Here is a 26,232-nt window from a genome sequence, read left to right as displayed (position 1 = left end):
TTTATTCTCTGATGCACCGTATGGGATTTGCGGCGTAACGATAGTAATCAGAAGTGTCGATAAACGAGGGTACGGAACCCGTCGAGAAAATAATCGAGGTGCAGGAAATATCGCCATACCGACAGGATGACGTTCCCCAGAACATATAGTAGGGCGCATTGGTATAAAGCCGTCCGAGCTGTCCGTTATTCATAAAGCGTGTTTCAACGAAAGTCCCTCCAGTCGGGATATTCGTGGTACGATTACCATTGTAATGAATCGTTACATAATAGGGCGACGACTGACTTACCCGCTCGATTCCGGCAAAATCTTCGGGGCTGGGAACTTTCCAACCAACGGGGCACGGGTCATAGATAGATTTGTAGCTTACCTTGCTGATATTGTTGTTGCTTGTCGTGACGTTACCCCAAAGATTCGGATGATGATTGTAAAGCCAATCCACAACAGATGCCCATTCTTCCCAATCTTCGTACATGGCATCGCTCATAAAGGTTGTCGGGTGGGCAATCGACCACTCTACGGTCATTACGTCATAGGGGCTTTCAGTTCCGGCATTCCGGGGATAGCTGACATTAAATGCGAATCCTTCGGTATAGACCACTCTTTCACGTTCATCGCTGTTGCAGCTTGCCGGATGGATGAACGGGTCTTTGCGGCCCCATTGGTAATACAGCCCGCGGGATGCGGGCTGTGTGCAATCGGTAGTGATCGCTCCGAGGTTTCGATCCATGAACACGGCCCCGGAAACATAGGTCTGTGCTGTCGATGCCGGGTCGTAATCCACGGACCAGATATGCCACGACCAAATGCAATTATCTGTAACGTCGAACAATCCTATCACGGCGTTTCCCCGCACGGTCCCCGTCGAGAAAGAGATACGGCTGTCTGCAAACATTACATCTTCGACAACTTTGCTATCCGATTCCCAAAGCATACGAGCGGAAATCCCGTTAAGATTTAGGGCCCAAATATTCTTCGTGTTTTTGCCGTTGCCCTGCACGGTTGCATCGAAGGAATATTCTGTATTCAGTTTGGGTGCAATGTAGCAATTTGCCGTACCGTCGCTGTCCAGCGGAGATGTCGCAGGCGAGAATTTCGGATAGATAGCAGCGTTGGCCGATTTCGGCACATAGAAATAGGTTGTCGATATTGAAAGCCGCGTCTTATAACCATCCGTGGAGTACCATCCCTCGAACCGATAACCTGCCGCGGGCAGTGCTACCAGCGTGCAGCCCATTTCGTAACACATTGCAATATGGTCACGCACTCCGGTGACCTGTACGGAATACAGCGCGTCGGAAACTTTCACCTTGCCTTTGCCATTGTCAGGGGTATCGACTATAACGTCGAGTTTGTTGGCAAAGCGCCGTTCAAATTTGAAAGACTGCGCATAGCCGCCGTCGTCCTCGATTGTCACGGTGTAGGAGAATTGTGAATCGGCAGACGTATATACGGGTTTGTCGTAATGCAAATAATATTCGTTCAATCCCGGCTGGTCCGTTAGCTCCAGGTCACGCCCGGAACCGATGGGAGTATCGTTCACGAGAATATGCCCCGTGTCCCCCGAAGCCGTTATCCGCCCGCAAAGCGTCAGAGGTGCGGGGTTACCATCCACCTCGATTAACAATTCTCCATATTGATCATTGAGGCAATAGCCGCCGATCATATTGCCGGCATACGTGTCGTACACGTTAAGGGTGTAGCTGCTGATGCGGGTATCTACTTCGTTGTCCCCATTGATGGTGATATTGAATGTCTGGATTGTGTTACGCCCTATGTCGAAATTATCAGTATTATTTTCTCCAAAATAGATAGAATATGACAGTACTTTCCCACCCCGAACCGCCCGCACCAGCAAATAGGATGCGTTTTTGGGGGCGTTCCGGGCGCTTTTGTCGGCTTGCGAAGTAATGCCCGGAACGCGGCCCTGCCTATTCTCGAAGATATAGCATACGCCCGAAAATGCCGCGCCCCCGGCGGCCGGGATTTCCGAGTAGAATCCGGAAGTATAATCGGCCTTGTTTTCGGAGGGCCGGGCGGAGGTGAACAGCAGCGAGGTGCGGGGAATACTCATCAGCCGCACGGATTGAAGTTTGATGTCCCCTGCAGTATTGGCGACACGAATATTATAGGCGATCTTCGCCACGCAACGCCGGACCTCAATAGTCGGGAGCGTAACCACCTCTCCCTGCGCCGAAGCTGCAATCGTTACGGTTGTCTTCGCCGACATCGGCAGATCGTCATACGCGGGTCTGGAAGCTATGGAACAGGCTTCGAGTTCTGCCGGGGATAAGTCTGCCATATCCGCATGGAGGTTCGCGGCAATGTAAAGGTCGTATTCTCCGACGGGACATTCGAATTGCAAGAGCGGCGACTGCGTATAAATGTGAAGTTTGAATGTGTTGCTTTTCCCGAACAGATATACGTTCAGGTCTTTAATCTGCGTTTCGTCGGTGGCGCGGGTAATGCGGTCTGCGGGTCGGGCCGTAATGCCCACCTCTACGGACACGTTTTTTATCGGCGCATCCGCGGCTGTTTTATCGTGTATGCAGCCTGTAAACCAGATCGAAAGGGAAAGCAATGCGAACAGTAAATATTTCATCTGTGATTGTTTAAACCGCCCGCGCCCCGAAAGGTGCGGGCGGTGTTGGTGAATAATTCGGTTATGCTCCCAGATCGACGGACTGCGTGATCGGGCTTTCCCACTCGGCGACCGACACGGAGACTTGGCAATCCTGCCCCACGAGGCCCGTGAGGTTAGCTGCGATACGGTAGTAGCCGTTGCGTGCGATCTCGCCCCCGGTCTTGCCTGTCAGCGGTACGGTATAAACTACCTCCATGCGGTCGGCGGTCGTGGATGCGTTCCCGTCGGCGTCGTATGTCGCGGTGATCTCCAGCGCTACGCGGCTTGCTTCGGCGAGGGGGCCGTTCTCGAAGAGGTAAAAGAGGTTGTTATACTTCCCGGATGTTGCTGTCGCAGTCTGTGTGTGGGTAAAGCTCATGGCTCCGGGTGTCGGCGTGGCCGGGGCAATGATCGGCGTCTGGCTGGCGGCCCGCAGCAGCTTCGTACCCGTTACGGTCAGGGTCCCGGAATACTTGCTGGCGAACGCCGGGTCGATGGATGTCTGCACGGCGACTTTGGCGACGGTACGTTTGAGTGTCAGGGGCACGGATGTCGTGGAGCCGTCAGCAACGGCTTTGCTCACTCCGGCAGTCATTACGAAGCCCCCGCTGCGCTTGGCTTTGGTCGAAACTTCGGCGAACGTGCCGTTGTAGTCGGCGGCGGCGGTCTCCAGTTTGGCGAGCAGCGCGGATTTCGTGGCAATGCCCGACAGCGACAGATTAGCGACGGCATAAAAGTCGCAGGTCGTACCGGCCGTGGCATGCGGCAGGGCGAACGTTGCGGAGCGGGCCGTGAGTTCGGATGCTGTGAAATTGCGCAGCACGATCAGGTCGCCTTTGGCGTTGAACACGTACACGGAGAGCGAGGACAGGGATTTCTCCCACGCTTCGGCGGCCGCGGCTTCGGCAAAGAACGCACGGGTCGGGGTTTCGTCGGTGAACGTCATGGTTACGGTTGCTCCGTGGGTATCGGGCTTGGGGTCCGGTGTTCCGGTTGCGGGTTCGTCTTTGTCGCAGGAATACAGAGCGAGTGCGGTCAGCGCCGCGATAAACATTTTTTTCATTGTTAATAGTGTTTTTTCTGTTGTGACAGTTGTAATTTTTATCGTTGGTTTGCCGGGCGTCCCCGCCGTGGCGTGTAAATGTTGTTTTGTTGAAAATAGATTCGAAGTGTGTTTGTCAGCTCAACAATCAAGTGATTATATTCGCTGCGGGCTACCATGCCATCATCGAGGTTATATCTTGCGAAGACATCTTCGCAATACGTTTCCAGCGTTAAGGCGAGCGAACGTTGCCGATGGGCGGGAATCATCGGGAATTCAGTTGCCAGAATACATCGCAGCGTGTCGAAGCGGGAGAAGATCAGATCTTCATAAAGGACTGTATCGGCACGGGCTGAAGCCGCAAGAGGGCTTTCACCGGATTCAATAGCTTCCTTGTAAGTCTGGGCCGCAAGATTACTGCGTGTGCCGATGAGTTTATAAGCATGGATGAGCCGGGGGTGTCTCTCCCGGATGAACTCTTCAAGTCGGTTCCGGTAATAGAGAGGGTCTGTTAATTGGTTTCGTTTCATGCCTTGAAGAATTCGCCGGCTGTGACCGGCTTTGGTTTACATCCTTGGGCCCTGACTCCGGTCCTGTCCTTCTTCGGGGATGTGAGGCGCCATATAGGGGGCTTCCTGCGGCTCCATCGATTCGGGAGGATCACTGATCGGTCCCTGCGTCTGAGTCTGCTGTAGGCTTGCTGCCTGTTTCTGATAGTCGATGAACTCGCAGGCATTGGTCTCAGTGTTAAGTCTGAAATCTTGGGTGAATGGCCTTCCGTCCCGTCCTTTGTAACGGTAGCCTTTCATTACTTCGCCGGCGAAATATTTATCGACCTCTTCTTTCGGCATTTGGGTCCTGATATGTTCCGGGAGATAAGGACGTTCGTAATGCGGGTCGTCTACGACGTAATCCCTGCGGTGAACATCGAAATGCGCATGACCGGAGAAATGGTTGTCGTTGCCGGAGTAATTACAGTTTTCCAGCAGCACACTGCCGCCGCGTTCGAATTCTTGTTTCCGCGAAGGGCCGATGAATTGCCCGAAGATGTAATCCGGAATTCTGACATCTTTGCAGGGAACATAGATCATGCGCTGAGTATCTTTGTTGAAGCCGACAAAGCAATACTCTCCGTCATGCTGCATCAGACGGTTCAGGGTCTTCTTCGCGCGAAGATCGTTGATGTCTTGTTTCGTCAGTTCCCTTCGCAGACGTTCGTCCGTTCGGTATTCAGGTTCGGAAAGAGCAGATTGAGCCTTGAAGCCGATTTCCCCGTTTTGGTCGAAAAAACAGTGCAGAGAATAGGTACTCTCCTTGGTGATATGTCCGGTTTGCACCGCTTTGACCGGGTATAATTTGGTCTGTCTGCCGACTTCCAGCAGTTTGAAGGCTCCGTCCTTTTTCATTTGTTCGATGTCGAAGCCCTCGGCGGCCAGTTCCGCGATCGGCATACGGGCGATGTCGAAGGTGATCCGGTTGAGCTGTGCCGTGTAGGTCCGGTACTTCTTGACGGTTTCAAGAATCACGGCGTTTTGGGGATCGTCGGAGAGCTTGCGAAGTTCCTCGCCGATCAGCCCTACTTTGTCGAAGGGAACTTTGTAGAGTTCAGGAATGGTTTTCCTGTCGCGGTTTTCGGCGAACGCCCGACGGTACTCCATGTCGAAGAAATTGGCGACTTCGCGGCAGTTGTTGCACTCGTAAAAACGAGGCTGGTTTTTCCCGGAAGGTTCAACCCAGATTAAACTCGGCGAGCCCTTCTCGTCCTTGAGGGCGCTGACGACTTTGACGCTGCCATCCAGAGGATAGCGTAGCAGGATGGTTTCCTTGTTGGGATCAGGGCGAACGGGCATCGTTTTTTCCGCCGGTTCTGTTTGTTTTTCTTTTTTTGCCATAATTAAAAAATATAAGGTTTAGTGGTCCTATGATGCGAAGATATATTGCTGATTATTAGATTGTTCTCCGTGTCACCCGTTGGCGCTCGCAGTCCGTTCCTGACACTATGGACCAAGGAGCGATCCGGTTTATTTTCCGCCTGCAGGCTGTTTGGGCTGGGGAATAAGATGCCGGAGTTTGGGGTCGTTTTTGATGCGTTCCATCTCATCCTTGATTATTTGGTTGACCTCGGAACGGATGCGTTGGTAATTATCCTCGACTTGTGTTTCCATGCAGTCATTTCCGTTCTCATCCTGAAAGATTGTTATATCCGGAATCGGGACATAAGCGGCAGTCTCGCGTGCTACGGCGTCGTTGTCAACGACAATCTGGGCATGGAATATTTTCTGGTCGATTTTCTCATCGAAATTATCACAGACTGATCCGACGAACATGCCTTGACTGAGGTTTGAAATCTTGGAGGGAGGAATCAGACTGTCGAGTTGCGTGTTGATCGACGTGGATTTTTGTTCCGGGGAGATTGACATGGATTCACGTCGCTGGAGGATTTTACCGAAACGTTCTGAGATGGTTTTGGCGGTTTCTCCTACGACCTGTCCACAGAAAATATTTCCGACGGTATTTTGAATGACTTTGGACTCTTTGTCCCCGTAATCGCGGGTAAGCTGCGAAAAGTCTTGCAGTCCGAGGCACACAGCGACTTTATTGCTTCGGGCCGTGGCAATAAGGTTATCCAAGCCGCGAAAGTAGATCGTCGGAAGCTCGTCGATGATAATGCTGGATTTGAGTTTGCCTTTTTTGTTGATAAGACGGACGATGCGACTGTTGTAGAGGCCGAGGGCTGCGGAATAGATATTTTGGCGGTCCGGATTATTGCCTATGCACAGCACTTTGGGTTCTTGGGGATTGTTTATGTCCAGTGTAAAATCATCTCCCGACATGATCCAATAGAGTTGCGGGGAGATCATACGTGAAAGAGGAATTTTTGCCGATGCAATCTGGCCCTGCAACTGATCCTGCGCTCCACCGCGCCAGGCATCCATGAAAGGTGACAGGTAGTTCTCAAGTGCGGGATATGAGGTTAGTATGACAAAGAGATCAGCATAGCGTTTATTCAGCAGTTCGATCGCATGCGGGAAGGTGCAAAACTTTCCGTCTTTGTAAATTTTTAGATACCAGATAATTGCCGCCAGAAGAATAATTGGCGATTCCACGAAAAAATCGCCCTGTTTGGTAATCCATGTTTTATTGAGATTCAGCATAATGGTGTACGCACTCTCGTAAGCGTCCGAGATGTCGGTCATAAATGCCGGATTTATTGGATTGCATCGGTGTGATTTCCTCGGATTATCGAAGTTGATGACATAGAACTTCGGGGGTGTTTTGTAACAGTGGAGATGTTTGCGCAAGTGGTTGTATACAATGATCGATAGATCATCGAATTTGAAATCATAAACATACATGGCGAAACCTTTCTCGATCTGCTGTTTGATGAATTGATTAATTACGCAATAGGATTTTCCGCTGCCCGGGCTGCCGATAACGGCGACTGCCCTTGCTGGATTTACTACATTTGCAAATCCATTGTGCCATTGTTTGTTATAATAGAATCGTGTTGGTAGATTTACGGAATATTCATTCTTGATTAATCGGGTTTCCTGCATGAAACTTTCATTCTCATCGTTGAATGGGTCATCCATCATACGCTCCGACATCATCCGTCCAAGCCAGATGCCTCCGGTGAGTAGGAAAACATATCCGATCGCCAAGATGATAGCATACAGGGAACAAAGGAGCATTATGTCCCCGCGTATATGTAAAAAGATGCCGCAGCCGAAAAACAGCAGGGTCCCCAGTGATAAGCAGGAGATGATTTTTTTGCGGGTTATCTGTTCATTGCGCACGCTCCGCGTCCCCCAGCATGAAAGAGCGAGGAATAGCAGGCAGAAAAGTTTTGAATAGATAGGAGCTTTGAAAAGATGCGATGAACGGTGAAAACCGGAAAGGATTCGGTTTATGGTCGGGTGCGTTCAGCCGAGGGATTCCATCCAGTCGAAACAGAACCAGTAGATATGAATTAGGAGAATGAGAATGCTCAGTGCCCGCATAAATTGCATGACTTTGGCAAGTCCTCTCAGGTCGTCTTCGCTTTGCATGCCGTTAAGATTTAGGTCCGGCAAAGGTAAATTGCAGGGATGTTTTTGGTGCTGATTTCTGGGTCTTGGCACTCATTGGCACTCATAGGTCTCTCAGGACACTGAGGAAAAAAGGGCTGTTATAGAAACAGCCCCGGAAAGTTTAGGCGTTACTGTTGACTCAGGCGGATCAATATCTCCCGCATTTTGTCGAGCAGAGGTGTTTGGTGGATTTTGCGGTTGATGGCTGCGTTGCGGAGTACGGCATAATTGGGTATTGTAATATTGAATGCCCATTCGAAGACCCGGATAATTTCGGTGAGTTTTGCGAGTCTTTTTTCTGCCGTTACGCACAGTCCCATTTCGAAGAAAGGAGTAATGATTTCCACCAAGTTCGTAGGATGGAACCCTTCGCTCAGATGCAGCGGGGAGACAAACATCTTTTCATTTTGTCCGGCAAAGGTCGGATGAGACAGCTCGAAGGTGATGATTCGCAGTTCTCCGCGCAGCACGTTCAACGCTTTGCTGCAGTAAAGTTCTGCCGTTGTATCCCGGTCCGGGATTGCATACAGACGTTTTGGGATTTGCTCAAGTTCGATACGGGCGTGATCGATGGTCCGCATGACTTTAGAAGAACATTCGCTTTCGGTGAGCTTTTCGGCATGCCGGCAGAAGTTTTCATACGCATTCTGCCAGACGCATGGTTCCAACTGCACATGGGAGGCTTGGGTCGCTTCCTTCAACAAGGATAGCAACTCCTCTTGGATCAGGAGATTGTCCATAAATTTAAGTGTTAGGATTAAACAAAAACCCCAGGGCTGGGAATCTCTGGGGCAGAATTGTCTTCCATGTGCAGCTTGAAAACTATGAATGTCCGGATAGGAAAAGTAATAGTTCTCTGCGTTCGGATGAACTGAGAAATTTAGAATGGGAGAAAGGGTGTCATCAAGGCTTCTTGGGGAAGGCTTGATGATTAATGGTAATAGGACATGGCATAAAAAAGCAAAATACTCAGTTGCGGCTTTTAGTTTTAAAGTGGTTCTACGTTATTTACCTTCTATCTGAACATAATTGTAACTTTTAGTAAAGACGATTCATTGGGAGAAGAAACCCAATTCGCACCTGAAAATCATAATAAATATTTTAAGCCTGAGCATGAAGCAAGGTCCCATGATAGTATTAGAGACTACGGCAACTAAAATAAGTAATCGAAGGTTCAATGGATATTGTGTTGCTTTCGCCCCCCCTATATCAAGAATGGATATGCCGTTGCATGGCGGGTGCGAAAAGCCGAAGAATAATGATCTTTTGGTTTAATATGGATCGGGAGATTATTGCGGCTGTATCCGAGAATTTTCCCCATCCCGGCTGGCGCGGGAAGCTGCATGCCTCCGCGGAAGGAGCAAAAGAAAGGACGGGACGATGTAAGCCATCGTATGCCCTAACAGACTTTGGTGCATCGCCCGTCCTGTACCCGGCGGCGTACACGACGCACCGGGCGGGGTTATTTAGATTTGGTTGGTGGGATCGAAAAGAGGGGGCAGCAACATCGCCGGCTCTTGCAAAACCGGCGTTCCCAGTTTGAATGTCTAATCCTACACAGTAAACTGCCCCCAGACTGTTGCCACGGCATAAAGCCGGGTGATGGGTTTGAAGAAAGCGGGAACGGCGGATGCGCGGACTTACCCGATCCGCGCGATCCTCACTTAATTCGTTATATTCTCCCTTTTCCGCTGTTCCCGCTGTGATAACGGGATGCGGGGACGTGTGACCCGCATCCCGACCCTCTGTAAATAAGCCGTGACAATTTGCACGTTGGTCACCATTGGTTTTATTTAGATTCGGGTTTTTGCAGCCCGGACCCTCGGCCTCGGCCGTGTTGGTGTCCGGGGGTAAAGATACGGATGCGGTTCCGGTTACTTGATTGTTGTGGGAGTACGTCCGGATGGACGCTTGGGGTGGAACCGCATCCGTTAAGAGTTGTGCCGCCGTTGTTTTTAGACAGTGAGAATCGGGATGGGGTGCGGAGGTCTCTGCCTTCCCGCAATAACCGTCCTTTTCGTCCGAGTTGCCATAGGCTTGAACCGAACGAAGAACGGCGGCATATATCGTGTTTGTGGTGAAGTCGAAAAAAGGGACGGCCGGGATTATCATCCTCACGCGGCGAATGCATGAGTTACCAGATTTCAGAGCCACTGCCGTCCCTGTATATTTCCCGCCGCACGGCGCGACGACGCCCGACGATATGGTTTCGCCGTGCATGTTCCGCCGTATGGTAAGGGATCGTGTCATTTTGTGCCGGATTTTTCGAGTTCTTCGCGGATAAAGTCCAACGCGGCCAGCTTGTCGAATTCGGCCCGGATTTTCGTCTTGGCTTTGCGGTTGAAGCGGTTGATGTAGGGACGTATCTTTCCGGCATCCCACTTGGTCAGGCCGTAGCGGTTGATGATTTCGGGGGTGAGCCGGATGGGAGTATTGAGCCGCAGATGGCGTTCGCATTGTTCCTGCAGGAATTTCATGTAGAGCTGTTTGAGGAGCTTTTGCGAGGGTAATTCCGCTTTGCTGTTTGTAAAACTCGTCCCCAGAGCAACGAGTTCGAATTCGTCGATACGGTGGAAGGTGCGTTTTTTCGCCAGAAATTCTTTCAGCGTGTATCGTTCGCGGGGGTACAGCCATCCGTCTACCTCATGGCTGCCGTTGCGGTTGTTCCAGTACAGCAGGCGGTCGTAAGTCCTTTCGACAGCGAAATAGTCGAGGGGCAGGTTTTCGAGCAGCACGTAGATGTGATGCTGTTCCTCGTACAGGGCCGTGAAGAAGTCGAGCAGGTATTGTTTCATGTACCTGATTGGATAGCCGTAGATTTCCCGAATCTTTTCGGCCGTCGCTTCGTCCTCGTAGGGCGGGAGGTAAAACAAGTTCTCTTTCATGGGGAAATCCGGGTTTGGTGAGAAGAAAGCGAGCCGGCTGATCCGCACGCAGAGACGGACTGCATTGGGGATGCTGCATCCGAATCAAGGCGAATCAACCTGCTCGCACGTCCCGCAGTAGGTTTGCAGGACGGAGTTACTTCTGATGCTATGAAAACTCCACTTGGGAAAGTGGCTGGAGAAAAAAGCGCACCGCGGCTGCCTATGCATCGGGAAAATCCGACATTCGGAACCACACCGAATTTAAGTTTATACCGGGGTGCGTTTGGTGAAAAAACGGGCGCGGGGACACTATGAAGAATTTTGTAGTGACGCAACTTCACACAGAAATGTGTCACCCACGCCCGGCCCGGATGCAGCGACATCGCGGGAAGGTTCAAATGGTTAGCTTGGTTGGTATTGATAGAAGAAACCCCGGCAAATGTCACGGCGGATCGGGCTTCCTTGCACTCGCCCGAAGTTACAATAACCTCAAATTTAACCTTTTTAAAATATATTGGCCGTGGCAAATTGCCGGGGTAAAACTTCGAGAAAAAAACGGGGCGCAGGTTGATCGGGCCTGCGGCCCCGACCCTAAAATTATGCAGCCGACTCTGCGGCCCGTTTTCCAATGGGGCATAATTTTTAAGGGTGATAGCGCCAGCGTTTTGGCCGGGAGACCGGACCAGATTGCAGGCAGAAAAAACGGGCGCGGGGACACTATGAAGAATTTTGTAGTGACGCAACTTCATGCAGAAATGCGGACCCCGCACCCGGCCCGGATGCTGTTGCATCGCGGGGAGGTGGTGAGCTTGGTGGATAAAGTTAGATATAGAAGAAACCCCGGCAACAGGCACAGCTAAGCCCGCCGATCTGAGCAGACCGCCGGACGCCAAAAACGCCTCCTTCTTCTGATTGATTTTCCGTGACATTGTAACCGGGGTTAGTTGTTGTTCAACTTTCCCGGCCCCTTACGAAAAACGAGCGCAGGTGCAGTCCACTCACCGGCCTTCGGAGCCTTAGCTGGTACTGTCCTTGCGCCCGAAGCTCCTGTGTGAAGCTGCGGGCCGGGTGTTTCGGATAACCTATGCACCCGGCACGATGTCAATTAAAAAGACACGGAGCGCAGGTACAGACCTCTCCCGCTCGGCCTTCGGAGCCTCAGATCGACGATCTGCCCTTACGCCCGTGCCCGTCCCCACACCGAGGTGTAGGGACATAACACAGGTTTCAGACAATTTTACGTCGATCCTTAAACCTACCTAAAAGGTAGTCCGAAGTTTAGCGGGAACAAGTAAAGGTTGTCCTAACCTTTATTCTTTACAATATGTCACGGCAAAGGCCGTGTATTACTCCGCAAAGATAACATAACTTTTTCGTTTTAAGTTGATGCTATCCGCCGAAATCGTCCCTATACTAAAAAGAGACGGAACGTGAACCCGGCCTATCGAGGATAGGCCCACGCTGTCCCCTGCACGAGAGGTATGCGTGCTTGCGTTACTATGTCCCGTAGGTCGTGGAATACCCGTAAAGCCTAATAACACAAGAAGCCCACGCCCGTCAAGGTGTAGTGCCTGTAAAGTACTGCTTTCCGACGAGCGTGGTTACGACCCGTCGTGACGCCTCTTATTGCCGCTTTACTGTAAATTTCCACGTTTACGGGGCAGCAACGCGATTCACGCCTTTCGGCGAGTTCGCAATTCAAAGGTAAGTACTAAATCTTTCTTCTGCAACTTTTTTCTCAAATAGATTACAGGGCTGGCATCTTTTTTTTCTATTTTTTCCGTGTAATGGGCGATCTGGGCCGTTATGAAGGTCTGCATCGACGCACAAATACCCGTCACCGGGGTATCGGTACAATCATCGCGCCGGGCTTGTCAGCCCGCTGCCCGTATATTATTGAGGGTAAACGGACTTATTTGCCTGAACTACGGCTGAACCGCCTGTCACTATCTGCAATTAAAGTCTCCATGTCGAATGTTATTCTGCCGCAAATATACATTATTTTCCTTTCTACACACGATTTCCGTTCCGAAAAAGACCCGGTAAATCAATTATTTAGCCTGTTTTTTTATTCTCTCAAATCAATTACAACATAATGTATTTGAGATTTCGAGTTCTTTGTATTATGGTAAGAATTCCCAGAAACGAAGAACTTGTCCGTTACATAGCCTACCGGCTGCGGGAACTGCGTTTGGCGCGGGGCCTGTCGCAGGAAAAGGTGTTGTTTGAAACAGGCGTCCGTGTCGAGCATATCGAAATGGGGCGCAACAACATTACCATCTCGACACTCCATGCCCTCTGCACCTTATACGGCACGACCCTACATGAATTTTTCACGCCTTCCGTTGAGCCGGAAACAACCGACGCACCTGAACCGACCGACAATCCGGAAATAAGCGACGACCATGAGCAAGAAACACATCCGCAATAACGAGGTGATCAATAGGATCGGGGCCGGGTTCCGCGAACTGCGCAAAGCCGCGGGCAAGGGCCAAAAAGAGGTGATAAAGGAGACCGGCATCAATGTCGGCAACATCGAAGCCGGCCTGTTCAATCCGATGCTCGACACCATCGATCGTCTGTGCCGCTACTACGGCACGACGCTGGGCGAGTTTTTCCGGGAGTTGGAAATGTAACACCAATATAAGGAGAATATGAATACCTACATTACATCTGAAAATATCGAAGAGATCAAGCGTCGGCTTGATTTTTTGGCGAATAATTATGATGTTAAATATAAAGATGTAAAAATAGGTGTAGATTCTATTGAAATTTTATTTGCAGAGGAAAAAGATTACATAATATATCCTGTTGAAGATTTTTTACTCTACACTAATAATATACAATCCTTAAAGGGGGTAAACGAAAGTACAGTCCGAACAGATAGTATAAGGCAGTCTGTTATTAACCTAAAACATGCAAGGTTATTCATAGATGTATTTTCTGACATACACTATACTGTATTGTTGGTTGAGAGTCCCTTACTAATAGGGCTATTAAATAATGTAGAGAAATGCACTGAAGATGAGCGATTATGTTCGCCATGTTCATCATTTTCTGCCATTGAGATAAGATATGATTCCCCGGAATATGTTTTACCCGAAGAACAAGAGAGTGATATTATTAACCGTGTTTTGTACTATTTGATAGATAAATACAATTTTATAAATTTTTCTCTCGACAACCGTTCTGTTCGCAAGGTGAAATATACGATCAAATTAGATTTGACAAAGGATTCAACCCAAACACATCCAATTCAAATAGCTTCTTTACCTCATTGTTCGCCTATTCTGGATTTATATTCTGAAGCCCTGCTAATAAGAAATAACGATATTAAATTCCTGTATTTCTATAAGGTGATCGAGTATATCTCTCCAATAGTCGCCAAAATCAAGGCCCATGAAGAGTTGTGCCGGAAATTCTCTTCCGGGATTCCGGCAACTGGGAATGTCGATTCTCTGGATTCCGGATTATCCATGAGGGCACACGATAAACACATAAAGGATCGTGACCTTGTAAAAATCGTAATGGAACAATGCGACATCGTTAAGCTCTACGAATTCCTTCCAGAATGGGTGCAGGAGCGGTGTCTCAAAGAAACAAAAGCCAGCAAACAACAATCCGCCATCGGCATTGTGGCGGAGAAAGAAAGGACGATCAAGAATAAGGTTGCGGTCATTCTTTATGCCACGAGGAATAGTATCGTACACGCGAAAGCCAATTTCAAACCAACAGAGAACGAGTGTCCTGAGAAAGATTTGTATCAGCTCAATATTTTCATGCGGAAGTTGTGCAAGGATTTGATCTCTTGGAAAGACAAACACCCGGAAATCACGCTCAAATAATAAGGGAATATGTATTCAGACAAATTACTACTGCTCAAACTCGATGACATTCAAGAGGGGCTGTATCGGCTCGACTACAATCTCAATGCTTCAGACAGCCTTGCTATTTCGAAACTGTCGGATATGTCTACAAGCCTTTCCGATATACAGAATTGTATTGTTGCGCACAGTCAGAACACATTTCTTGGTGTGTCTTGGGACATTCTATTACCGGCGTTAATCTCGCTCGGTATTTTTATTTTAGGAGTCTGTATTAACATTTTGTATCGGAGAAAACAAAAGCAGGAAGAACGTGAGGTTGTAAAAGACGCTATCGTAATCTGGGCAGAAGAAAATATACCTATTTTGCGGAAGTACATTCATTCGATAAAGACGCTCGCTGATAAAATTAAGAAATCGGACGAAATACTGCCTCAAGCCTTTCCAGTGCAGCAAATTACCATTGATGTACTTTCGCAATTTACCATTGATCGGCTGACTGATTCCCTGCATCGAGGTATATCAGAAAAAAATGAAATAAAAGGAAAAAAACTAAATTCCTATTTGTCAAGTGTATCATATTTAATCAGCATACAACCTGAGATCAGAAAGATATACGACGATTATAATTCATACAGCAATAAATTTCTTTTGGAATGGAATGAGCTTTGGCCTGCCTACCAGCAGGATGTAGCATTAAATTATAATAGAATTATTAATATGCCTATGATGTCCTCAGAAAAGGTATATTACTCTATTTTGACAAATCTTATTACCGTTGCTTTAAACGCCATTCCATCAGTAAATCCGCAATTTTCACGGTTACATAACCTTATATTAGTGATAAAACAATTTGACAGCTCTGTTGTAAAAAGAACCCCTGCAATTATAAAGACGCATTTTCTCGCAGGTAAAGTTTTTGTAATTGCAGAGCAAATAAATGCAATGAAAGAGTATAGCAAAAATTTTGCAGCTTATGCAAATAATATTGAAGCTTCTGTCGAGAAGTTCGAGCAGGCAGTTGAATTTTTCAAGAAAAATAAAATTGTACTTTAAAAATTATTCCTACGACAGTCCAGTGACACGCCCGGACTCTTCTCCGGCTTGAAGATGAGAGAACACCTGAAAGAAATGTGATGCTTTTAAAAGATTCCGGTCTTTTCCTGCAAACTTTATAAGAATGAACCCCGTTACTCACCCCGAACAATGGAACTTCAGACCATCCAAAATAAAATCTACGAGATACACGGCCAGCGAGGTCGGCGGTTACAATATATCCGTCACCACTCTCGAAAGACTCTGCAACTATTACGGCCTGACTTTCGAGGAATTCTTCGAGGAGCTGAAAATGTAGGGTAATTCGGATATTATTTTCTACCTTTGTTTTATCTTTTTTCCAATCTAATTAACCCGTTATGAAACCCGTACTGGAGCGCACGTTTATCGACGACATTAAACGTCTGATCGAGGATGCCCGTCTGAATACCTATGCTGCCATCAACGCCGTGATGCTGGAGACCTATTGGAATATCGGCAAGCGGATCGTAGAGCAGGAGCAGCATGGCAAGAGCCGTGCGGAATATGGAACGCAGTTATTGAAGGTGCTTTCCGAAGAACTGTCCGCGGCATTCGGCAAAGGCTTCTCGGCTCGCAATTTGCGAAATTACAGGCAATTCTATCTATCTTTTCCCCATGATGAGATTTGGCACACGCGTGTACCAAATCTTACATGGTCGCATATTCGAACCTTATTGCGGGTTACGGACGATGCGGCCCGCATCTGGTATTTGAATGAAGCTGCACAAGAAATGTGGAGCGTCCGTACACTTGATCGCAATATATCGTCGCAATACTATCATCGTCTGCTCCAATCACCGAAAAAGGAAAAGGTCGTATCGGAAATGAAATCCCTGACGGCGGCGTATGAAAAGGACAAGTTGGAGTTCATCAAGAATCCGATGGTTGCAGAGTTTCTGGGCTTGGCGTCCAACATGGATTTTACCGAATCCCGGCTTGAAAGTGCAATCCTCACGCATTTGCAGAAATTCATTATGGAGATGGGTAAGGGCTATGCTTTCGTCGCCCGGCAGCAGCATATCTCTACCGATGCAGGGGATTATTTCATTGACCTGGTATTCTACAATTACATTTTAAAGTGCTTTTTGCTGATCGACCTGAAAACCACCCAGATTTCGCATCAGGATGTCGGGCAAATGGATATGTATGTCCGCATGTACGATGAGTTGAAACGCACGGACGGCGATAATCCGACCATCGGATTGATCCTCTGTACGGAAACCAGCCGCGACATCGCCCGGTATTCGGTGCTGCATGAGAATCCACAACTATTTGCTGCAAAATACCTGACCTACCTGCCCAAAGAGGAAGAGTTACGCGAGGAGATTGAAAGGCAGAAAGAAATTTATAGTTTACAACAAGTAGAGGAAAAATAGTCCGCCTATGAACTTTTTGATGAGGGTATAATCGTCCGGGATATGTCGCACACAGCAATCCTGAAAGAGTAACAAGAAAACCGAATACACTTTATCCTATACGTCGTCCTTTATGGGCGACGTTTTTTACAGACCATCCAGAACAAAATCTACTAAATGTCCTTTTTGCGCGTGTTTTATATTCAATACCTGCCGAGATACAGCCATTCTGACCTGCGGTCCGAAGTCTTCATAATCGATTCGTTTCTGCGCATATACGAAAATTGACCGATTTCCCGAATCGTTGTGCTATTCGCAAAATTATCCTATATGGATTTATTAGTAGAAAATTCGGGCGTTCGAGTAATAATTGAGAAACAGCCTCGAAGATTTCTTGGAAATATTTTATTATATTGAGCAAAAGTCGATAACTTGGATCATTCTAAAACATGAACGGTTATGACACGTCCCTTCCCATGTTTCACGCATCCGTTTCTCTGGATTTCTGCCGTGTTATTCTTTTCGCAATGCAGCAGAAGCGACAACGTGGATAATCCACCCGTACCACCTGATCCCGACAAACCTTTTCTAACCATCACGCAGGCACTACCCGCCGCGCCTTTCGGTGCGCAGGGCGGGAGCGCCGTATTGATTTTCTCGACCAATGAGCCGTGGCGTATTACCTCGGAGACCGCTCCTGAATCGGCCATCGATGCCGCTACTTGGTACGACATCGCTCCCCCTTCGGGTGATGCGGGCGGGGAGATTAATGTTACGGTGAAGGTGGACCCGAATGAGGAGTATGTCGGGCGGTGCTTTACACTTATCCTGCGTGGCGAAACCCTCGAAGAGCGCATCGAGGTCTCGCAGGCGAAGAAGAACGCGATCATCGCGGGCGACAACCGGCTTGAAATCGGCAGTGAAGAGCGGACACTCACGGTAGAGGTGCAGTCGAACGTAGACTACACCGTATCGGTGAAAGAGGGCGGCGAGTGGATCGAGGAGCTCCCCGAATCGCGGGCCGCACCGGGGCTCGAAGAGCGTACACACCGCTTCACGATCTCTGCCAATCCGGATGCACGGGAACGCACGGGGCTTATCGTGTTCAAGGATAAGGCGTCCGACCTGTTCGACGAACTGACCGTCGTGCAGGCCGCGTGGGACGATCCTGACCCGGAGCGCTCGGCGCTGCGGGCATTCTACGACGCGGCCGAAGGCGGCGGCTGGACGCACCGCGAGAACTGGTGCAGCGACAAGCCTCTGGGCGAGTGGTACGGCGTGGAGACCGACGCCGAGGGGCACGTCACGGCCCTGCGGCTTGCGAAGAACAACCTCGCGGGAACCGTGTCGTGGGAGATCGCAAAACTCACGAAGCTGCGGCATCTGGATTTGAGTTGGAATGCGCTCGAAGGCCCCATCAGCGTCAATGACGGAAAAGGGCACTCAATTACCTGTCTGGACGACCTGATAGAACTGGAAACGATCGACCTCAGCCATAACTGCATCGAGGGCGGTTATCTTCCCGATTGGGCCAAACTGAACAGATTGCAGTATATAAATCTGTCGTTCAATAAGATCACGAGTTGGGTGGCGACTTGGGCGCATTTGTTCCAAAGCGGGCGGCCAATAGACTTGATCCTGAACAACAATTATCTCTATGGGAAAATCCCGGACGTTATTCAGAACCATCCTCTGTGGAGCCGCATCGCCCTCCAGTGTGTCCGGCAAGACTACGGTAAATCCGGTGGAGTATCATACAGCAAGGATATCCACCTTCCGGACTTTACTTTCACCGACCTGCGCGACGGCTCGCAGGGCAGCATCCGCGAGGTGTACAGCGGCAACATCCGGACGATGATCCTGCACTGGAATCCCTTGCAGGAGGATTCGAAGACCTTTCTGGAGACCACTGTCCGGCGGGTGCATACGCTCTTCGGCGGACAGGGCTTCGCTGTGGTGGCGATCACTCCCGAAGGGGAGGAGTACAAACAGGCAGCGGAGCAATACCTCCGCACGCACGACGTGCCCTATCCCGTGGTGACGGACTATGCCGATGCCGAGGGACACCGCGTGATTCTGCCTGCCGAACCTTATCCGAGCTATTTTCTGGTCGATCAGTACGGCACGTTCTCCAACGACATGTTCACGGGGCAGTATTGCTCCACAAGCCTCTACCCCGAGGAGCCGTTTCTGATAGATTTCATGGCCCGGCCGTTCCAGCATACGGACGACCTGAACACGCAGTTGAAGAAGGTATTCGGCAACAGCTCCTACCAGAGTACCGACTTCTCGATGGATAAGCAGTTCGAGACCCTGCAACGGGCGACCAAGGGCAAGGGCATCGACATCGTATTGATCGGCGAAGCATTTACCGACGTAGACATTGCCACGGGCTACTACAAGCAGGTCATGGAGTTTGCTATGGAATCCTTCTTTGCCATCGAACCCACCAAATCCTACCGCGAATACTTCAACGTACACATGGTATATGCCGTGTCGAGGGATGCCTATATCGGTGCGTTTGACAGCGGCGGTCAGACTGCATTAGGTGTGCAAACAGAAAACAGCCGTCAGTGGTTTTACATTTATACCGCACAACAAAGGCTGGAATCCTATTATCGTCTCCCTGTCCTGGCATATGAAAGGCCGGTACATTCGGTCGGGATCGTTATCAATGGGGTCAAAGGAGGGGTTACTTATATGCGGGAACCGATATCCGGGCCAAATTTTGCCTTTACAGGCTATGTCTATGGAGGACGTAAGATGTCAATGGGGACATTTATTCACGAAACGGCCGGTCATGCTTTTGGCCTTTTAGGTGACGAATACAGTACTTCTGGATTCGATCCTGGACAGCCGTTCGAGATTCCGGATTATGAAGCAACAAGATTGAGAAATGAACAGAAGAAGGGTTGGTATCTGAATCTCTCGCTGACCAGCGATCCGAAATCGGTCTATTGGGCACATCTGATCGGACATCCGAGATACCCCTATGTGGGTGTGCTTCAAGGAGGATATTATTATGCATTTGGGGTTTGGCGATCTGAGTCTTATAGTTTGATGGATGAATCAGCCGATTTTTATTTCAATACCATCTGTCGGGAATTGATTGTCAGGCGCATTATGGCGCTAACTGGCGAAGAATATACCTTTGACAAGTTTCTGGCCAAAGACAGCGATAAAGACAGACCCAATCTGTCAAAATCACGATCACAACAGACCAAAGATCAAGAACGCAGACACCAGCCGCCGATTATCGGGGAGTAAACTGAGAGTTAATAACCATATAAACTACATATCTATGTAGACGATAACCCAATTATTAACCTAACACATTCAGCTATGAAAAAACTATTACTGCTATCTGTTGTGTTGTTGCTCTTTGCAGGTTGCAGCAAGGATGAAACAACGAGTTCGGGGCAGGCTGACCAAACGGAAGCCTTTGTTCCGCATTTCTATGGTGCAGCCATGCTGAATACCCCTGCTCCCGCGACCCGTGGCGTTGCGAACGCCATGAAAGTGTGGAGTAAACCTATGGCGGCCAATAACCTGACCGTCAAATTCCTGAACGGTTCGGCCGGCTATCAGGAATATGTTAAGGAAGTAGCTAAAGAGTGGGAGAAGGCTGCCGGCGTCCGCTTCCATTTCGTAGGAAGTGACAAGCCTGCCACTGTCCGTATCGGCTTCGACTATGTGCCGGGCATGATGTCGAGCTGGTCGTTGACCGGCACCGATCATATGCAGGTTTACGGACAGCAGAGCGAAGCTACAATGCACTTTGCACAATGGCGCCGTGCCGGAGATGCCCAAAAGCGGAGTGACGTACTACGGGCTTTCGGTCAGGTCCTCGGTCTGGAGCTGGAGTTCCGTCACCCGATGTTCCATCCGGCTTGGATAACCAATGCCGACGGCAGTGTAAACGAAACGGCCATTCGGGAGTACTGGGAAAATGAACTGGCGAATTACATTGCCTGGGATGAGTTGAAGAAGATCGTACTCGATCCGCTCGAAGATCAGGCGTTCTTCATCCACAAAACCGAGTACTACGACCAGTGGTCGGTGATGAACTGGCCGTTCTATGAGATGATTGCCCGCAATATTCCGCCCATCGAATTCGACGAGGATTACATAACCGAGTTGTCCGAAAATGATAAGTCATTTGCGCAGTTCCTCTATGGAGAGTCATTCGGAGGTACGCCCCCAGATAATCTATTCGTCCCATTGATCGAGTTCGAATGCACTGGTTCCAGCACAAGATTTTCGGTGACTACAACCAAGAATCTGGGGGTACGCTGGGATGGTGAGGTCTCGAAAGAGTACACTGCCTATGATCTTCCGGACTATACGACGTCTGAGCATACGTTTATGATCAACAAGACATTCGACGAAACGAAAACCCGTAAGATCGTTATCGGCGAGGTGCTGGACTACGGAGAGGCAAAGCCGGATTACAGCTATGCGCTGACCAGATTCGACTTTAAGGGTGCTAATAATGCAGGTGCGATCGACATCAAGCCCGTGAATCATGCGTTAAGCTATATCCGCATTATAGGCGGTTCGGATTTCATTAGTCGGGAGTTCAACTTCACAGGGTACGAATATCTCAAAGAACTGTATTTAGTCAGGATTGGCGACTCAAAGGTTATTTTGGATAATTGTTCGAATCTGGAAACTTTTGCGACAAGTAAAGGAATTTGGAAACCAGGAGAATCATATTCCGAGCCAACTGATCCTATTGACATCGGAGATTATGAGTCTGTGTTCGCATGGCCGGACTATCCGGAATCGTTATATTCGTTGAGCGATACCGGCGGGTTGACAATTCTGAATTGCAATAACCTCAAGCAAATCAGTCTGGAGAATACCCAACTCAAGAATTTCAACTTCGGGGATCTTCCTGCTTTGGAATACGTCTATTTGTCCTCTTTCAGTGGTTACATCGTTGGTGGTTCAGATCCTTATGGAAAATTGCTGCTCGATGCGGTCAATACGTTACCCGCAAAAGAAGCCGCCGCAAAAGGATCGATCGTCCTGCGGGGAATTGCCTTCCGGTTGTATCCTTCAGAGAATGAGACAGGAAACGCGATCGGTCCAATCACCCCAGTCCGGCCGAATCCTGTATACGATCAAATTCCCATCGATAGAGTGATATATAATGCTATAAATCAAAATCTTCCTGCAAAAAATTGGAATGTTGTATGGGAATCCGGATTTTATCATCCCATTATATATTTAAACAGCACGAATCATAATAACTAAGTAATACCCAAATCCGGGGTTTGGGTAAACCAAACCCCGGATTACTTTTAACCTTAAAAAACTTGAATATATGAAACCTACAACTCTCCATACGCTGCTTTTCACAATTCTATTCTCTGCTGTCAGCATTTTCTCGGCAAATGCACAGCTTACCTATTCCGGAGGCCGCTTGTCGCTGGATACCACCCCTATTGGGAGCTATAAGGTCTCGATAGCCGGAAACGGCGCATATTTCAAACTCCCGTCACAGACGAACTTCTTCCAGATTGACATTTCGTCAGAAAACACCCGGCTGGCGGGGCATGGTGATCAGATCTCTTTCTACAACTCCTCAACGAACAAGTATAACAGCATCAATGTGCTGAATGTTTACTACCACTCCGATGCTCGTGCCAAGACCAATGTTCGTGATTTCTCACAAGGCTTGGAGGTTATCTCGCGGATCAGACCTGTCACCTACAACTTCATTAACGAGGGTAAAAACTATCGCAGGTCTTCTGATCAGGAGATTGGCGTCCTTGCACAAGAGTTGGAGGAGGTCTTACCGGGCGCTGTCATCACGGACAAAGAGGGCAATAAATGCGTCAACTACAACATGTTGATCCCCGTGCTGATCGATGCCGTAAAATCTCTTCAAGCCGAGGTAAATGCCTTGAAAGAGAATCGGTGACAACTCTCGTTAGTCGAGGAACAGGCGGATGCGGGGATGGTAACCCGCTCTGTGCTTCTCAATATAATATCTCTTATATGTCTTAACGAGATATAATTAAAAAACTTGAAACCATGAAAAAAATAATAGGCATTTTCAGTATGCTATTCCTGCTGGCCATTACTCTTGGTTCTTGTACTGACGCTCCTGTCGATGAGCCGGGACAAGACGGCCTGAGTAAGACACGCTCGGCAGGGGCAGATGCGACGTGCTACTACTGGTATAGCGGAGAAAAGATACCCTTGACTCTGAATACTGAATATGTGAATATTGTTGCAGATGATGCGTCGTTGAAATCTTCAAAGACCGGTTCTTCATTTCAAGGGCTGGACTTAGTACAAGAAGATGGCGCTCGGAGCGGGAATGTAGTCAAATATAGATTGACTTCGAAATCGACTGCTACAGACTACTCTAAACTCATAAAAGACCTCAAGCAAAATAAGCAGATTAAACACATTCTGCCATTCTTTAGCCGAGGTGCGAATGCTCAACCCATCGGAACATCCGATATTTTCTATTTGAAATTAAAGGATGAGAAAGATTTCGCCACATTAAAGCTGCTGGCAGAAGAACAGAAAGTTCAGATTGTAAAGGAGGTTCCTTATATGCCTTTGTGGTATATTATGTCTATTCATAACTCCAGCTTCGGCAGTTCGGTAGATGCAAGCAACTACTTCTATGAAACTGGTCATTTCGCAGATGTGGACCCTGCATTTATGTTTGATTTCAAGCCGAACGTTATTCCTAATGATCCGATGTTTGGCCAACTATGGGGATTGAAAAATAATTCTTATCCGGATATTGATATCAATGTTACCGCTGCGTGGGATATAACAAGAGGAGCCGGTGCGAAAGTCGCGGTATTAGATCAGGGGATTGACCGCAGCCACAATGATTTGAATGCCAATCTTCATACCTTGAGCTATGATGCGCAAACGGGCAAATCTCCCAGCGTATTTGTGAATGGATTGAGTCATGGAACACACGTAGCCGGTACTGTTGCCGCCGTATGGAATAATAATCTGCAAGTGGTTGGCGTTGCTCCTGAAGCCAAGATTATCGGAGTTAGTCACGACCTATATTTGTCAACAACATTCTCGGCTGAACTTGCGAGCGGATTTAGCTGGGCATGGCAAAATGGGGCTGATGTACTTACTAATTCTTGGGGCGATCAGGGTGGAGCATTTTACGACACTATGCATAGTGCGATTTTGGAGCAGGCTATTATTGATGCCATGACAAAAGGCCGGGATGGATTAGGGTGTGTAGTAACCTTTGCTGCAGGAAATTATTCTGGAGTTATGGATTATCCCGGCAATTTCCATGATGATATATTAACTGTCGGTTCTATTGACTCAAATGGCAGTAAATCGTCTTTCTCCGGATATGGTACGAAGTTGGATGTTGTGGCTCCCGGATCTAATATTTTGTCTACAATTCCGGGCAATAGCACAGGCCAGAAGAGTGGAACGTCTATGGCTACCCCGCATATTGCGGGTGTAGCAGCTCTCGTAATATCGAAGAACCCTACTTTTACACGCTTGCAAGTGGTAACTGCTATAGAAAAATCAGGGAAAAAGGTCGGAGGTTATTTATATAAAACGACTTCCGGTCGTCCCAATGGGCTATGGGTTGATTACATGGGCTATGGCTTGGTCGATGCTTATGCCGCAGTGAATTACGTTCCTGATAAAATTCTTTTTTACGATCAGCATGTAACGACAGATCAGATTGTTCAGGGTCGTAAAGTGGAGACTAAGAATGTCACTGTTAGTAATAACGCAAAATTGACAATCATAGGAACCGAAAGTGTTACATCGCTTGAGACTTTACATGTAAATGCTGGTTGTAAACTTGAGATACGCAATTAAAGATGCAGCAATTCACTATGATGGAAACCGTTTAAAACGGAGCGGTTTGCCCCATTCATGGTCGGAAGATTTTTCTTCCGGCCATTTTTAGTTTTGAAGTATATTGTAGGGGCTTCGCCCTACTGGCCCTCCCCCGTAAGCCTTATTTCTTTAGTCGGTCGGTAATGATGTCCTTCGCTATATCCCAGATTTCGCCCTTATATTGAACAATAAAGCGAATGAATTGCTTGAACGAAGAGGAACTACATGCCTCTTTCAGGTATTCGAGTTGCGTTTTGGTTCCGGGACTCCAGTTTTTTTGAAGCTCCCGTTCGATCTCTTCTTTCCACTCGGCGATCGTTAGGGGCGACATGAGTTCCAGAAAGTCGGCGGTCTGGTATTTGTCGCCGATCCTATCCACCATGTCGATCATCTTGGTCATCTGCGCCGGTTGTAGGGCGTGCGTTGCTTTGAGAGCGATGTTGACGATACGTTCGGTGCTGATAGTGAAGCGGGATCGGCGCTTGAGTTTAGCCTGAATATCCGTTACGAAACGCAGGAATGCCTCCTTGTTTAACTTTTGGGGATCGTCGTTCAGGATCAGAAATTTATATGCCTGAATCAAAGATTGGGACTCCAAATGAACTTGAAATAGCGCGTTTCTCAGTTTGCTGGCGAAGCGGGCGTCTGCCGTCAGCCATTTCTGTATTATCCAGCAATGAATCTTGGTATTCGCCCGTGTGTAGACGAAATGATAAAGTGAGAGTCCCTGTTTAGGAAATTTAAGCACCAATTCGGCATGCTGAGGCCGGAATACGATTTCCCCGGCCGCAGATTCCAGAATACACAATGTCTCCCCGCAGCTTACACGTAAATCATCGTGGAGCGGCTGATTCGATGTCGAATAGTCGTAAATCGCAGGCAGGAATTTCCCGACAGCCAAAAGAGTGGTCGGGGTGTATCCTTTTTCGCAGTTTTTGACTTTGACGCCCAGGCTGAACAGATGGTCTACAAGCTGATTGGCGTATACTCTCATTCCCGTGAATTCTAAGCCCACTTCATAACGATTAGCCATTTTCCCGTTGCAGAAGAGGCGTCGGAATTTGCTTTGGCAGTTGTAATATTGTTTGCCAATCCTAATCCTAAATCGGGGCAGTTCCTTAAACCTCACGGTATTTTCACCCCGGAAAAACCAGTCTTCTCCGGCGTAACACGGAAGGGCTGGGATGTAATTCAAGGATACTTTGCCGAAGTTGCGGATAAAGTCATTTTCTTCCGGAATCGGAAAGACGGGACGCTTCAACCTCTGAAAGGATGAACACAGACTTCTACAGTCGATGATGGGTATGTGTATGTGTACAAACATCGTTTAAAAAAGGGAGGAGGCCACTAATCACCTCCTCCATGAAACATCTATGAACTGTGAGGTCCACCGACCCATAAAGCCTAATATTTATCAGACCGTGATATAAAGTTAGCGATTATTATTCAGAAAACAGCAAATCTTCAAGTAATTTTCTGATGTGCCGGTTGATATGGGTATTCTATCCGTTTCC

Annotated in this window: 19 protein-coding genes and 1 pseudogene; 12 read left to right on the top strand and 8 right to left on the bottom strand. The window is 48.3% G+C overall.

Annotated elements, in window-relative coordinates:
* Position 1: 1 nt before the first annotated feature.
* The 7 genes and pseudogenes from ALFI_RS10690 to ALFI_RS10645 form a co-directional block, all read right to left on the bottom strand.
* Positions 2 to 2,602: a DUF4906 domain-containing protein gene (locus tag ALFI_RS10690; protein WP_014775817.1), complete on the bottom strand. Its 2,601-nt coding sequence runs from the start codon at positions 2,600 to 2,602 to the stop codon at positions 2 to 4.
* 61 nt (positions 2,603 to 2,663) lie between these two features.
* The gene (locus ALFI_RS10685) at positions 2,664 to 3,686 is read right to left on the bottom strand and encodes a fimbrial protein (protein ID WP_014775816.1); all 1,023 of its coding nucleotides are present in this window, start codon (positions 3,684 to 3,686) and stop codon (positions 2,664 to 2,666) included.
* 38 nt (positions 3,687 to 3,724) lie between these two features.
* Positions 3,725 to 4,195 (bottom strand): DUF1896 family protein, encoded by a 471-nt coding sequence (locus ALFI_RS10680; RefSeq protein ID WP_014775815.1) that lies wholly within the window; start codon positions 4,193 to 4,195, stop codon positions 3,725 to 3,727.
* 36 nt (positions 4,196 to 4,231) lie between these two features.
* Complete coding sequence (locus ALFI_RS10675; RefSeq protein WP_081488109.1) at positions 4,232 to 5,557, bottom strand: DUF3945 domain-containing protein; 1,326 nt, start codon at positions 5,555 to 5,557, stop codon at positions 4,232 to 4,234.
* Between the two features lie 129 nt (positions 5,558 to 5,686).
* A pseudogene (mobC, locus tag ALFI_RS10670) lies at positions 5,687 to 7,714 on the bottom strand (conjugal transfer protein MobC).
* A 149-nt stretch (positions 7,715 to 7,863) separates the two neighbouring features.
* On the bottom strand, positions 7,864 to 8,475 hold the full coding sequence (locus tag ALFI_RS10655; protein WP_014775813.1) for a hypothetical protein: 612 nt from the start codon (positions 8,473 to 8,475) through the stop codon (positions 7,864 to 7,866).
* A 1,506-nt stretch (positions 8,476 to 9,981) separates the two neighbouring features.
* Positions 9,982 to 10,620, bottom strand: coding sequence for a hypothetical protein (locus tag ALFI_RS10645; RefSeq protein ID WP_014775811.1), 639 nt, complete (start codon positions 10,618 to 10,620; stop codon positions 9,982 to 9,984).
* 293 nt (positions 10,621 to 10,913) lie between these two features.
* Between ALFI_RS10645 and ALFI_RS10640 the strand changes: the two genes are divergently transcribed.
* From ALFI_RS10640 to ALFI_RS10600, 12 genes are all read left to right on the top strand, one after another.
* Positions 10,914 to 11,462: a hypothetical protein gene (locus ALFI_RS10640; RefSeq protein WP_042493601.1), complete on the top strand. Its 549-nt coding sequence runs from the start codon at positions 10,914 to 10,916 to the stop codon at positions 11,460 to 11,462.
* Positions 11,463 to 12,389: 927 nt separating this feature from the next.
* The gene (locus ALFI_RS16955) at positions 12,390 to 12,698 is read left to right on the top strand and encodes a hypothetical protein (protein WP_147344312.1); all 309 of its coding nucleotides are present in this window, start codon (positions 12,390 to 12,392) and stop codon (positions 12,696 to 12,698) included.
* A 29-nt stretch (positions 12,699 to 12,727) separates the two neighbouring features.
* Positions 12,728 to 13,033 carry a helix-turn-helix domain-containing protein gene (locus ALFI_RS16625; protein WP_022044126.1) on the top strand — a complete coding sequence of 102 codons (306 nt, stop codon included), beginning with the start codon at positions 12,728 to 12,730 and terminating at the stop codon, positions 13,031 to 13,033.
* Positions 13,008 to 13,238: a helix-turn-helix domain-containing protein gene (locus tag ALFI_RS10635; protein WP_022044125.1), complete on the top strand. Its 231-nt coding sequence runs from the start codon at positions 13,008 to 13,010 to the stop codon at positions 13,236 to 13,238. Before ALFI_RS16625 ends, ALFI_RS10635 begins: the two co-directional genes overlap by 26 nt.
* Positions 13,239 to 13,256: 18 nt before the next feature.
* Entirely contained in the window at positions 13,257 to 14,447 is a 1,191-nt protein-coding gene (locus ALFI_RS10630) for a hypothetical protein (protein ID WP_042493598.1), read from the top strand.
* Positions 14,448 to 14,456: 9 nt separating this feature from the next.
* Entirely contained in the window at positions 14,457 to 15,482 is a 1,026-nt protein-coding gene (locus ALFI_RS10625; RefSeq protein WP_014775808.1) for a hypothetical protein, read from the top strand.
* A 124-nt stretch (positions 15,483 to 15,606) separates the two neighbouring features.
* Positions 15,607 to 15,780 (top strand): transcriptional regulator, encoded by a 174-nt coding sequence (locus ALFI_RS16620; RefSeq protein ID WP_014775807.1) that lies wholly within the window; start codon positions 15,607 to 15,609, stop codon positions 15,778 to 15,780.
* 61 nt (positions 15,781 to 15,841) lie between these two features.
* Complete coding sequence (locus ALFI_RS10620; RefSeq protein WP_014775806.1) at positions 15,842 to 16,879, top strand: PDDEXK nuclease domain-containing protein; 1,038 nt, start codon at positions 15,842 to 15,844, stop codon at positions 16,877 to 16,879.
* A 525-nt stretch (positions 16,880 to 17,404) separates the two neighbouring features.
* Entirely contained in the window at positions 17,405 to 20,125 is a 2,721-nt protein-coding gene (locus tag ALFI_RS10615; RefSeq protein WP_167537969.1) for a BACON domain-containing protein, read from the top strand.
* Positions 20,126 to 20,200: 75 nt separating this feature from the next.
* Positions 20,201 to 22,117: a zinc metalloprotease gene (locus tag ALFI_RS10610; RefSeq protein ID WP_081488107.1), complete on the top strand. Its 1,917-nt coding sequence runs from the start codon at positions 20,201 to 20,203 to the stop codon at positions 22,115 to 22,117.
* Positions 22,118 to 22,187: 70 nt separating this feature from the next.
* Positions 22,188 to 22,787 carry a tail fiber domain-containing protein gene (locus ALFI_RS10605; RefSeq protein ID WP_014775802.1) on the top strand — a complete coding sequence of 200 codons (600 nt, stop codon included), beginning with the start codon at positions 22,188 to 22,190 and terminating at the stop codon, positions 22,785 to 22,787.
* A 113-nt stretch (positions 22,788 to 22,900) separates the two neighbouring features.
* Positions 22,901 to 24,697 carry a S8 family peptidase gene (locus tag ALFI_RS10600; RefSeq protein ID WP_052312790.1) on the top strand — a complete coding sequence of 599 codons (1,797 nt, stop codon included), beginning with the start codon at positions 22,901 to 22,903 and terminating at the stop codon, positions 24,695 to 24,697.
* A gap of 142 nt (positions 24,698 to 24,839) precedes the next feature.
* Here ALFI_RS10600 and ALFI_RS10595 read toward each other — a convergent pair whose 3' ends face one another.
* Positions 24,840 to 25,979: a hypothetical protein gene (locus ALFI_RS10595; RefSeq protein ID WP_155835659.1), complete on the bottom strand. Its 1,140-nt coding sequence runs from the start codon at positions 25,977 to 25,979 to the stop codon at positions 24,840 to 24,842.
* Positions 25,980 to 26,232: the final 253 nt, after the last annotated feature.

Origin of the sequence: Alistipes finegoldii DSM 17242 (genome assembly GCF_000265365.1) — a bacterium.
In the GTDB taxonomy this organism is placed as follows: Bacteria; Bacteroidota; Bacteroidia; order Bacteroidales; family Rikenellaceae; genus Alistipes; species Alistipes finegoldii.
The sequence above is the reverse complement of the archived record's forward strand: the minus strand, read 5'-3'. Positions and strand labels throughout refer to the sequence as shown.